The organism is Synechococcus sp. R6-10, assembly GCF_047461815.1.
In the GTDB taxonomy this organism is placed as follows: Bacteria; Cyanobacteriota; Cyanobacteriia; order Thermostichales; family Thermostichaceae; genus Thermostichus.
On the sequence record NZ_JANSHW010000320.1, the window covers coordinates 1 to 11,288 of the forward strand.

General features: G+C 60.2%; 10 protein-coding genes. 6 read left to right on the forward strand and 4 right to left on the reverse strand.

The annotated features are described in order from the left end of the window. A partial coding sequence (locus NW837_RS09535; protein ID WP_414331027.1) for a MotA/TolQ/ExbB proton channel family protein occupies nucleotides 1–548 on the forward strand: 548 nt, incomplete at its 5' end. A gap of 3 nt (nucleotides 549–551) precedes the next feature. Further along, the gene (locus NW837_RS09540) at nucleotides 552–977 is read left to right on the forward strand and encodes an ExbD/TolR family protein (RefSeq protein ID WP_011432458.1); all 426 of its coding nucleotides are present in this window, start codon (nucleotides 552–554) and stop codon (nucleotides 975–977) included. A gap of 270 nt (nucleotides 978–1,247) precedes the next feature. Here the strand turns inward: NW837_RS09540 and argF are convergent, their stop codons facing one another. Further along, nucleotides 1,248–2,165: an ornithine carbamoyltransferase gene (argF, locus tag NW837_RS09545; RefSeq protein ID WP_202943718.1), complete on the reverse strand. Its 918-nt coding sequence runs from the start codon at nucleotides 2,163–2,165 to the stop codon at nucleotides 1,248–1,250. Between the two features lie 204 nt (nucleotides 2,166–2,369). Further along, nucleotides 2,370–3,665, reverse strand: coding sequence for a carboxyl-terminal processing protease CtpC (gene ctpC, locus NW837_RS09550; RefSeq protein ID WP_414331029.1), 1,296 nt, complete (start codon nucleotides 3,663–3,665; stop codon nucleotides 2,370–2,372). A gap of 331 nt (nucleotides 3,666–3,996) precedes the next feature. Here ctpC and NW837_RS09555 point away from each other — a divergent pair, with 331 nt between their 5' ends. The 3 genes from NW837_RS09555 (at nucleotide 3,997) to NW837_RS09565 (ending at nucleotide 7,043) form a co-directional block, all read left to right on the forward strand. After that, nucleotides 3,997–5,364, forward strand: coding sequence for a glutamate-5-semialdehyde dehydrogenase (locus tag NW837_RS09555; protein ID WP_414331033.1), 1,368 nt, complete (start codon nucleotides 3,997–3,999; stop codon nucleotides 5,362–5,364). A gap of 253 nt (nucleotides 5,365–5,617) precedes the next feature. Continuing rightward, the gene (locus tag NW837_RS09560; protein WP_011432462.1) at nucleotides 5,618–6,145 is read left to right on the forward strand and encodes an RNA recognition motif domain-containing protein; all 528 of its coding nucleotides are present in this window, start codon (nucleotides 5,618–5,620) and stop codon (nucleotides 6,143–6,145) included. Between the two features lie 103 nt (nucleotides 6,146–6,248). After that, nucleotides 6,249–7,043, forward strand: coding sequence for a DsbA family protein (locus NW837_RS09565; RefSeq protein WP_414331034.1), 795 nt, complete (start codon nucleotides 6,249–6,251; stop codon nucleotides 7,041–7,043). 313 nt (nucleotides 7,044–7,356) lie between these two features. On the opposite strand, the gene NW837_RS09570 is transcribed toward NW837_RS09565, so the two are convergent. Together NW837_RS09570 and NW837_RS09575 are read right to left on the reverse strand one after the other, a co-directional pair. Next, nucleotides 7,357–8,775, reverse strand: a complete 1,419-nt coding sequence (locus tag NW837_RS09570; protein WP_414331036.1) for an SPOR domain-containing protein — start codon at nucleotides 8,773–8,775, stop codon at nucleotides 7,357–7,359. Between the two features lie 109 nt (nucleotides 8,776–8,884). After that, nucleotides 8,885–9,313 carry a hypothetical protein gene (locus tag NW837_RS09575; RefSeq protein ID WP_414331038.1) on the reverse strand — a complete coding sequence of 143 codons (429 nt, stop codon included), beginning with the start codon at nucleotides 9,311–9,313 and terminating at the stop codon, nucleotides 8,885–8,887. Between the two features lie 112 nt (nucleotides 9,314–9,425). On the opposite strand from NW837_RS09575, the gene recJ reads away from it, so the two are divergent. Beyond that, on the forward strand, nucleotides 9,426–11,288 hold a 1,863-nt coding region (gene recJ, locus NW837_RS09580), incomplete at its 3' end, for a single-stranded-DNA-specific exonuclease RecJ (RefSeq protein ID WP_414331040.1).

The following is an 11,288-nucleotide window of genomic DNA, read 5'->3' on the forward strand; positions in this document are numbered from 1 at the left end:
ACCCACGCGCTGCCCAGTATTTGCTGGAGCAAAATGCCGATCTGCCGATTGCCCGCATCTTTTTGGCCGGGTTGGAGCTGAACGAGGCCAGCCCGGAAGATTTTAAGCTGGCTCTGGAAACGGCCCTGGCGGCAGAAGTGCCTCTGCTGAAGCGCTTCAACACTGTCTTCGACACCGTAATCACCGTTGCCCCCTTCTTGGGCTTGTTGGGCACCGTCACCGGCATCATCCAGATCCTCAGCTCCATTCAACTGGGGGATATCGGCGGCACCGATACCCAGGGGGTAGGTCGGGGGATCGCCGAAGCCTTGTACTCGACGGCCTTTGGACTGATTGTGGCTATTCCCACCCTGTTGATTTCCAACGTCTTCCGCTCTTTGTACCTGCGGCAACTCTCTAAGATCCAAGAGTACGGCGGCATGCTGGAGCTGCTGCATCGGCAGCGGCAAGAGATGCAGGCCCAACAGCTTTCCCAGTATTCCTACACCCAATCTAGCCCCAGTGGCAGCTCCACCCTTCCCCCCTACTCCTCGCTTGAGCCCTCCTAACCTATGCGCATCCCCGAAGAGAACTTCCGAGCTGGCGAGATCAACATCGTGCCCCTGATCGATGTCATCTTCTCGATCCTGGTGTTTTTCGTGATTGCCAGCCTGGTGCTCACCCGCTCCGAGGCTCTGGATGTCAACCTGCCGGATGCCACTACAGCTGAAGTTCGTCTGCAGCCGGATGTAACGGTGAGCCTGACGGCGGAAGGACAGATTGCTGTCAATCAGGAGAAGATTGCCGATATCTCTGCTCTGATCCCAGCAGTGGAACGCATCCTGGCCGAGAAGCCGGCTGAAGGGCGGCGCTTGGTGGTGATCAACGCCGATTTGGCCCTCTCCCACGGCAAGGTGGTGGAGGTGATGGATACTCTGCAGCGGGTGCCCAATGTCAGCTTGGCGATTGCAGCCCGCCGCCCCAGCAGTAATCGGTAGCCAGCTTAGGATTTGGGCCAGTTTTGTCAAATATAGTCATTTCAGGTTAGGGTGAGACGCCTAGGCTACTGGTCGCGCCAGCGGGACGGAGTCCTTGAAAAACCTTCTGGCCCTCTGCATTATCGCTCCGCAACGCTATTGCTCTGCAACGCCGACGCGACCAACGTTTGGGGTGTGGGTGCAGTGTCCTGGTTTAAATCGAAATGACCATAGACCCAGTTTTCCGGTAAGCTCATTTGCTAACCCGCTCTCTAGCCTGGGGGTGAGGGGTCATCCTGCGCCCAGCACCTGAATCAGGAGTGCCTTTTGCACATGTAGGCGATTTTCCGCCTGATCCCACACGCGGGACTGGGATCCCTCCAATACTTCAGTGGTGATTTCCTCTTCCCGGTGGGCCGGCAGGCAGTGCAGCACAATGGCTTGCGGATCCGCCCGTTGCAGCAGCTCGGCATTGACCTGGTAGGGCAGAAAGGTGGCCTTGCGGGCCTCGGCCTCAGCTTCTTGACCCATGCTGGCCCACACGTCGGTATAGACCACCTGGGATCCAGAGACGGCTTCCTGGGGATCCTGCAGCACCAACACCTGGGATCCCTGGGCCAGAGTGCGGGCTTGCTCCACCACTGCCGCATCCGGCTCGTAACCGGGGGGGGTGGCGACGCGGATGTGGATCCCGCTCATGGCACAGCCCAGCAGCAGGGAGTGGGCAACGTTGTTGCCATCGCCGCAATAGGCCAGGGTCAGTCCCGCCAATTGGCCAAAGTTCTCCTGAATGGTGAGCAGATCGGCCAACACCTGACAGGGGTGAAACTGATCGGTGAGGGCGTTGATCACCGGAACATCGGCATACTCGGCAAAGGTTTCCAGCTCCTTCTGGTCGTAGGTGCGAATGGCGATCACATCCAGGTAGCGGGAGAGGACGCGGGCCGTATCCTGCAGGGGCTCGCCGCGGCTCACCTGCATCACCGTCGGCACCAGATCCAGGGTGCTGCCTCCGCATTGGGCCATGGCTGCCGTAAAACTGGCGCGGGTGCGGGTAGAAGCCTTCTGAAACAACAGCCCCAACACCCGACCCCGCAGCTCCACCCGATAGGGATCCCGCTTTAACTCAGCCGCCTGGGCTAGCAGGGCCGACAGCTCCGCCGGGGTTAGGTCGCTGAGCTTGAGCAGATCCCGTCCGGCCAAGTTTATGGATCCCGCGATCTTCGACCCCGCCATTGTGCTACGCGCCACCTACAGAAACAATAAAAGCATCCCCAGCCCGGCGCTGGTCAACACTCCTCGAATAACTCGAATGAGAAGAGTCTTAATAGTCTTAAATAGCTTGGGCCTCGGCTTAACCCCAGTCTCAGGAGTGCCAGATCTGAGACCCATCAAAACCGCCCCCAACACCGGCTAACGTGAAGAGGAACGAATGACCTCCTGGGCCTGTTGCCGACGGGCAGAGATCTGAGCCTGCAGAGCCTGGATGGCAGCAGCATACTGTGGGTCGGCTGGGGTGGCCACCAATTCTCGGTTCTGGCTGAGCCGCTTCAGATCTTCCTCGGACAATTCCACCAAAATGTCGGGGGTAATGCCCTTGTGGTCGATGTCGTTACCGTTGGGAGTGCGATAACGGGCAATGGTTACCGCCAGCCCAGATCCATCGGACAGGGGATGCACCGACTGCACCAGGCCCTTGCCGAAAGTTTGCGTGCCGACAATCACGGCGCGACGGTTATCCTGCAGAGCCCCCGACAGAATCTCGCTGGCGCTGGCCGAGCCACCATCCACCAAAACGGCCAAAGGTTTATCGGTGAGGGCCGTGTTGTTGGCCGTCAGGCGATCCTGCTCCCCTTGGCGGTTCACCGTCGAGACGATGCTGCCCCGGTTGATCCACATGCGGGCAATCTCGGCGCTGGAGTAGAGCAGCCCCCCTGGGTTGGCGCGCAAATCCAGAACGTAGGCGGCTACCCCTTGTTTTTCCAGCTCGCGAATGGCTTGGCGCATCTTCTCGGCGGCGTTGCCGGAAAACTGGGTGATGCGAATGTAGCCAATGGGCAGGCCGTTCTCCTCGTGAACCTTGTAGCGCACGGTGGCCAGCTCAATTCTTTCCCGCACCAAATCGAACACCTTCAGCCCTTCCCCCTCGCGGCGGATGGTCAGCCGCACCCGCGTACCCGGCTCGCCCCGAATGAGGTTGACCGCAGCGTTGGTGTCCATGCCTTCGGTGGACTTGTCGTCGATGCGCACAATCACGTCTTTGGATTTGATCCCGGCCCGGTCGGCAGGAGACCCTTCAATGGGGGAGATCACCACCAGCTCGTTCGTCTCTTGATCCATGCCCAGCGTGATCCCCACCCCGGTCAGCTCGCCGGATGTATCGATTTGCATGCTGGCAAACTGATCCGGATCCAGAAAGCGGGTGTAGGGATCGTTGAGTTTCTTCAGGGCTTCCCGGATGGCCTCATAGGCATCTTCTCGGGTGGCATATTCTCGACTGAGCAGATCTCGCCGCACCGCTTCCCAATCCAGGGAATTAAAAGACGGATCCACGTATTCCCGGTTAACAATTTGCCAAACCTCGTCCACCACTTCCTTGGGATCCCGGCGAAACCCTGCCCAGCCCGGCATGGATAGCTGCACGCCGACCAGCGATACCGCTGTCATCACTGCAGCCGTTGCACTGACCACAAACCCACGCTTTCTCATTGGCTCTCCTGGAAGGCGCTAAAAGTCAAGGTTGACGAGGTGGATCTCCAGAGGTGGATCTCTAATTGTCAGGGAACTGGGTTTCGAGCAAGGGTCTTCCCCTATGCGAACTTCAGCTTAGAAGCATCGAGAGCGATGAAGGGCTCCCCTGCTGCAGCAAGTGGGATCCGGATTTTGGTAGGCTACAGATAACCCCAACCGACTGTGCCCAACCTAGCATAGGGATCCCTGCCGGGGGTGCTTCTAGGATCACAGTTCAACACAACTTTGTTACAACCTATCATCGCAACCCTTTTCTTCCAAATGGGCACTTTGCCCCCTTTCCGACTCTATGTCCCTTGCCACCGATTGCCCCAGCTCGCTTGCATCTGCCTCAGAGCGCCCGCTGCTGTCCCAAGTGCAGTTGGCCCGCGCTGCTGCCCAACACACGGCCACCTTGCCCACGGCTATTAAGAATGCCGCTCTGGAGGCCATGGCCACTGCCTTGTTGGAGCACCAAGAGTCTATCTTGGCCGCCAACCGGGCGGATTTGGAGCGGGCAGCAGAGATGGTGAAAGCCGGGGAGTTGTCGGCATCTGCCTATGCTCGCCTGAAGCTGGACGCCCACAAACTGGCAGATATGGTGGCCGGAGTGCGGCAGGTGATCCGGCTGGGGGATCCGGTGGGCCGAGCTTTGCTGATCCGGGAACTGGACGAGGGGCTGATCTTGGAACGGCGCACCTACCCTTTGGGGGTGCTGGGGGTAATCTTCGAGTCGCGGCCCGATGCTTTGGTGCAAATTGCCGCCCTGGCGGTGAAAACCGGCAATAGCGTCTTGCTCAAGGGGGGATCGGAAGCTCTGCTCTCCTGTCAAGCCTTGATGGCGGCCATCCAGGCGGGCCTGCAGCAGATCCCGGAGTTCCCCCAGGGATCCCTGCAGTTGCTCACCAGCCGCGCCGAGGTCAAGGCCCTACTGCAACTGGAGGGGCTGGTAGACCTGATCATCCCCCGCGGCTCCAGCAGCTTTGTCCGCTACATCCTGGAGAATACCCGCATCCCGGTATTGGGCCATGCCGATGGCCTGTGTCACCTGTACGTGGATCGGGCAGCGGATGTGGACATGGCGATCAAGCTGACGGTGGACAGCAAAACCCAGTACCCCGCCGCCTGCAATGCCATCGAGACCCTGTTGGTCCACAAGGCCATAGCCCCCCACTTTTTGCCTCTGGCGGTCAAGGCCCTGCGGGAAAAGGGGGTGGAATTGCGGGGGGATCCCCTCTGCCGCGAGCTGGTGCCGGATCTGATCCCGGCCAGCGAAGCCGACTGGAGCACCGAGTATGCCGATTTGATCCTCTCTATCAAAGTGGTGGGCTCCCTTGACGAGGCCATTGCCCACATCCAGCAGTACGGATCCCGCCATACCGAGGCGATTGTAACCGAGGATGCCGCTGCTGCCCGGCGATTTTTGGATGAAGTGGATGCGGCAGGGGTCTTTCACAATGCTTCCACCCGCTTTGCCGACGGGTTTCGCTACGGCTTTGGGGCAGAAGTGGGCATCAGCACCCAAAAACTGCCGCCGCGCGGCCCGGTGGGCTTGGAAGGCTTGGTGACTTACCGCTACCAACTGCGAGGGCAAGGACATCTTGTAGCCGACTACACGGGCCCCCAGGCCCGACCTTTTCAACATCGGGATCGCCTGAACAACACCGGCCTGGCCTAAGGGACACAGCCCGCCGCCGAAACCAACTGCACGAGGCAATCGACAAGAGAGACCATTCTCCTCGTCTTCGCGGCTCCAGGTTGAGGTAAATTAAAAAATAGCTTCGTGATTGCCAAGGGTTGCGCTTTGCGGCGCGCTATGGTGTGACAATGGACTACCGGGTTCCGGGTTTGATGTTATGGGCTTGAGCGCCCTAGATGTAGCGCTTTGCATTTTGGCCTTTTGTTATTTCGATTAGGAGCTTCGCTGGATCATGCCTGTGCGTCTGTATGTTGGAAATCTGCCGGAAGAGGTGGATCGTCAGGCACTGGAGAAGCTCTTTCGCTCTGCCGGTGAGGTCATTTCCACCAAGGTGATCCGGGATCGGAAGACAGGCAAATGCCGCGGCTTCGGCTTTGTAACGGTAAACACCGAAGAGCAGGCGCAGCAGTACATCGAAAAGTTCAACGGCCACAGCTTTGGGGATGTCAACTTGCGCATTGAGCTCGCCCAGCCGCGCGACCGAGGGGAAGAAGGCGAATCCAAAACAGCGACCTCTGAGCCTTCATCCAAAGAGTCCAGAGGTTCCAAAGATTCCAGAGCGTCCAGAGATTCTGAGGCCAAGGGCTCTAAAGAGTCGGCAGAAAACCCTGCCCCCAGCAAAAAGCAACGCCAGCGCGGCAATAAGGGTGGGCGCTCCACCGTCGTCGCCGAAAGTGAGGCAGCCTCTGAGCCGGATCCCCGCTGGGCCAGCCAGTTGCAGCGGATCAAGGAGCAGCTTCTGCAGGTCACCAATTCCTAACCCCCCCGAACGAGTGATAGACACTGTTGGGATCTGACGGTAGGCTGGGTGAGTTGCGACGGCTCTAGGCATGTTTGAGAGGGGGGTTGGGATGCATAGGCTGGTGAGCATTTTTCGCGCTTGGGGGCGGAGCTTGGCCCGGGCTGGACTTTTGTTCGGGCTGGTGGTTCTGCTGGGAGTGGGAAGTGGAGCTCCGGTTTTCCTACCCTCGGCGGCGGCTGCCCCGGCAGATTTGGAAGAGCAGGTGCTGCAGATCATTCGAAAGAACCCCCAGGTGATTCTGGAGGCCGTACAGGAATACCAGCAGCGACAGTACCAGGAGCAGCAGCAACAACAGCAGCGGCTGGCGGAAGAATTTGGCCGTCAACTGCGGGAGGACCCACGCGCCGTCATCGGAGATTCCCCTCGACTGGGATCCGACGCTCTGCGGTTGGTGTTGGTGGAGTTCTCTGACTTTCAATGCCCCTTCTGCGCCCGCGCCCACAGCACCCTCAAGCAGTTCATGGCCGACCACGGGGATGAGGTGACCTTGGTGTACAAGCACCTGCCCCTGACCAGCATCCACCCAGAAGCGATGTCGGCTGCCCGGGCTGCTTGGGCCGCCCAACGTCAAGGTAAGTTCTGGGAGTTTCACGACGAGCTGTTTGCCAACCAATCTCAGCTTGGGGATGGGTTTTATGTGGCCACTGCTGAGAAGCTGGGCCTGAATATAGAAAAATTCAATCGGGATCGGCGCAGTCGGGCGGCAGAACGCGCCATTCAGCGAGATATTGACTTGGCCTCTCAACTGGGCATCGGCGGCACCCCCCATTTCATCTTGAACGGCATTGCCTTCTCCGGTGCGCAGCCGCTGGAGGTGTTTGAGCAGACGCTGCAGCAGGCTAAGCAAGCCCTCTAGGAAAAATGCTCCGCACTGCTATTGAAACAGGTGGTGTATTGCAAACAGGTGGTGCAACGGCTGGCCTATCCTTCTTACCAGCCTCGCCCAGTTGCCCAAACGCTCCGTCCTTGAGGAGGGCTTTACGGTAGGCTCAGGGCAGTGGCAGGGTAGTCAACCGCTCTATTCGCCCAAGCGGGCTGTAGGCTTTGACAAGCCAGTAGGGTGGGGAGTATGTCAAAAGCAGAAACTCACCCAAGTCGCCATTTGGGCCGAATGGGGATCCCCAACGGCAGGGAAGGAGGAGAGCGTTTATGGCGGAAGTGGCTCTTGGCTACTCCACGGGCAGGATGCGGGCATCGAACCCTGCTTCGGCCAGAGAGCGCCGCGCCTGTTCGGCGTTGGCCCGTTGCCGGTAGGTGCCCACCTGAATCACTGAGCCCCGCAGGAAGGCATCAGGGGCAAACTGTTGCAGCTTGGGTAGGGCCTCTTCCCCAGCCGGCACCACCACCCAAAATCCGCTGCCACCTTCTTCCCCAGGAGGAACAGCCTGGGCAGGCGAGGAGGAGACGGGATCCGCTTGCAAAAGAGGCTGAGAGCGGCGCAGATCGGCGGGGAAGATCCCCGCTTCATAGCCTTGGCCGGCCAAGTAACGCACCTGCTCGGCGGCAGCAGCAGGGTCGGCAAACCCACCTGTGCGCACCACCCGCAGGTCATCGTAGATCAAGGGCAGGGATCCCTCTAGGAGTTGTTTTAGCGCAGGCCATTTCTCCCCGGTGGGATCGGCCACCAACACCCAATAGCGCTCTCCTTGTGCTAGGTTGGAGATGGGATCCCGGCCCGCATTTTCTCCTACCAGCGACACTGCCACTGCCGGCAACCCCTGAGCGGTTAGCCAGCGGGCTTGATCCTGGGCCAACGACAGGCGGGAGAAGGTTCCCGTTTGCAAAGCAACCTGGCCGCGGTACTGCACCACAGTGGCTCCTGGAAAGAAGCGGCGCACCCGTTCTTCCAAACGGGGATCACCGGTGGGGTTGGGCACGTGGGTGGCAAAGGGACGCTGGGGATCCAAGGGCGGAGCGGTTGGCGTCGGCGGCACAGAGGCTTTTGAGCTGGCAGCAGGGCGGCTGGGTGCTGCTTGGGCAGGAAAAGCAGGGGGCAGAGGGGGATCCGTCTCTTGGCGGCTCACCACCCGCACCGATAACCCCAGCCGTTCCAAGTCGGCCTGACGGCGTTGAGCATGGCTACGGTTGATGAACGTCCCCGCCAGAATGAAAACCTGCCCATCCCCTTGCACAAAATAGGCATCCGGCACCTGGGTGCGCACCTGAGCCAACTCCGCCGCCCCATCCGCCAGTACATGCACTTGGTAACGGGTCAGGGCCAAAGCAGCCGGCAGGACGTTCCCATTAACGGCGTGGAGCACAAGGGCAAAGGCCGCCAGGGATCCGGCAAAGAGGGCCGGTTGCGCTGGCAACAGGAGTGCGGAGCACTTTGGCCAGCCGTAGTCCTTACGGGCGTTGCACATGGGATCCATCTCCTCTGGCGGGATTGGCGGCAACTCAAACCTCTGCATCCGGGATGGAGTCTTTGCCTGGGCCTGCGGGGATCCCCCACAGTGCCAGAGCTCGCAGTTCACCCCCTTGCGGGAAGGACAACTCAAAGCTAGCGTAAGCCGAAGTTTGGGCAAGGCTGTGCCAGGGATGGGCTTGCAGATGCCGCCCACCACCGATAGAATGCTCCGCACTGCCACCGCAAAGATGCAGCCCAGTTGGGTTCACGGGAGAAACACAGATCTAGTGCATCTCCAGTATAGATAGGCTGGCAAGACTCTATCGCTATGGCTTGTCGGGGAGTTTGTTTCAGAGGCGACGGCGGCGGGATGGAGTCCTCGCCACAAGGGTGCGGGATCCCCCCAGGGCAAAGCGGATGATCTCCGTCTTGTACTGCTGCGAGCCCTCTGTGTAGCGGGCAAGCTGAATGGCAGATCCCTGGCCGGAAGGAAGCAAGAACCGTTCGCGACAGTGGTGGGCAGCACTCTCTGGAGTTTCCGCTTCGAGGGCAATGAAAAACCGCAGACGCAGCAGCACTTCCAACTTGGACAAGTGCTCGGTTTGCTCTGGCACCAAGCGGCCTAACGAGATTTGTAGGCGCGGCCTGCGTCGCCGAGATCCGGGGCGGCCCCAAAGCTGCTGGGCCAGTGTCCACAGAGAGGTCTGCTCAGAGGACTTGACCAACAGCTTTAAGCCTGTCAGCGGGTTAAGACCATAGGTAAGCAGCAGAGAATACATCGGCGGCAGGAAAGATTCAGAGGAGCGTTTTGAGCTAACGTCAAAAGGATACCCTATAGGCCAACTGTAGCACTGCCTACCCTCTATCCCCATCCAAGCCCCACCCTTCCCTATGGCCGGGATCCCTGCTCAACGCTGGCTGTTTCATCCGGTGGACAAGTTGGCTGCCCAAAGCTTGGCCGAGGCAGTGGGGATCTCGCCCATATTGGCTCAGATCTTACTCAATCGCGGGCTCTCCAGCCCTGCTGCCGTGCAGCAGTACCTGCAGCCGGATCCCGCCCACCTGCCCCCACCCAGTCAGGATTTTGCCGATTTGCCCCTGGCGGTAGACTTGCTGGACGGGGCGATTCGCCGACAAGAGCCCATCGCCATTTGCGGCGACTACGATGCCGACGGCATGACCAGCACGGCCCTGCTGCTGCGGGCTTTGCAGGACGCTCCAGTGCATTACCGCATCCCCAGCCGTATGACGGAGGGCTATGGCCTCAACAGCCGCATGGTGCAAGAGCTGCACCGCGAGGGAGTGCGCCTCATTCTCACGGTGGACAACGGCATCTCCGCCCACGAGCCCATCCAACTGGCCAAAGCTCTAGGCTTGACGGTAATCGTGACGGATCACCACGATTTGCCGCCCCAGTTGCCCCCTGCCGATGCCATCCTCAATCCCAAGCAGCTCCCCGTTTCTTCTCCCTATCGGGGGATGGCCGGGGTGGGAGTTGCCTACCTCCTGGCCCAAGCGCTGGCCGAGCGCCGTGGTGATGGCCATCTGCAGCGGGTAGCCCTGGAACTGTTTACCGTGGGCACCATTGCCGATCTGGCGCCGCTGACGGGGGTTAACCGCCTTTGGGTGCGGCAGGGGCTGCACCTCTTGCCCACCTCCCAGGTGGCAGGGATCCGCGCCCTTCTGCAGGTGATGGGCATGCAGGGATCCCTGGAGGGGCTGCGGCCTGAGTGGATTGGGTTTGGCCTGGGGCCCCGCATCAACGCCGTTGGGCGAATTGGCCGGGCGAGAATGGGGATCCAGTTGCTGACCACCGACGATCCCCTGCAAGCAGAGAAACTGGCCCGCCGCTGCGAACGGCTCAACCAGGTGCGGCAGCAGATGTGCGGGCGCATCGAGGCAGAAGCCCTCGAGCAAATTGCCCAGCAAGGCCGAGATCTGCAACAGGAGCGGGTGTTAACAATTTTGGGATCCCCTCAGCAGAAATGGCATAAAGGGGTGATCGGCATTGTGGCCTCGCGGTTGGCAGAGCGTTTTGGCTGTCCGGTGTTCATCGGCAGCCAGTCGCGGCAAGGGGAGATCAGTGGCTCGGCGCGGCAGGGGATCCCCGAGTTTGACGTGTTTCAAGCGTTGGAGTTTTGCAAGGATCTGTTCACCAAGCACGGCGGCCACCCCGCTGCTGGGGGATTTAGCCTGAGAGCAGAAGACTGGCCTTTTTTTGAAGAACGATTGCGGCAGTTTGCCCAACAGCAGTTGCAGCCGGAGCAGATCCAGCCGCTGGTGCAAATCGATGCCGAAGTGTCGCTGTCAGATCTCACCCTTGACCTCTATCGAGAGCTCCAGCATCTGCAGCCCTGTGGCATCGGCAATCCTGAGCCGGTCTTCTGCAGCCGCAACCTGCAGGTTCTGCAACAGCAGCGATTTGGCCCAGTTCCCGGCCACCTGAAGCTGCTGCTCCGGGATCCTGCTCTCCCTACGCAACGCTCCCATGGGTTACGTGCTACTCGGACGGAGTCCTCTTGTCCGGGCAGGAGCGACTCAGCCGCCAAAACCCCCAGTGATGACCGCGGAGTGGCCAGCATCACCGATGCGTTGGTGGGGATCACAAACGCGAAGCCCCAGCGCCCTCTTTGGGCCATCCGTTGGCGGGGAGCGGAAACCCATCCGCTGCCGGAGCGAGTTGATGTAGCCTACACGCTCAAGGCCAAAACATGGCAGGGAGAAACCCAACTGGAGCTGGAAATTGTCGGGATC

Bases quoted from the DNA above. Each gene is read 5' to 3' on its own strand.
- NW837_RS09575 (WP_414331038.1), bottom strand. From the start codon at position 9,313: ATGTATTCTCTGCTGCTTACCTATGGTCTTAACCCGCTGACAGGCTTA.
- ctpC (WP_414331029.1), bottom strand. From the start codon at position 3,665: ATGAGAAAGCGTGGGTTTGTGGTCAGTGCAACGGCTGCAGTGATGACA.
- NW837_RS09555 (WP_414331033.1), top strand. From the start codon at position 3,997: ATGTCCCTTGCCACCGATTGCCCCAGCTCGCTTGCATCTGCCTCAGAG.
- NW837_RS09560 (WP_011432462.1), top strand. From the start codon at position 5,618: ATGCCTGTGCGTCTGTATGTTGGAAATCTGCCGGAAGAGGTGGATCGT.
- NW837_RS09540 (WP_011432458.1), top strand. From the start codon at position 552: ATGCGCATCCCCGAAGAGAACTTCCGAGCTGGCGAGATCAACATCGTG.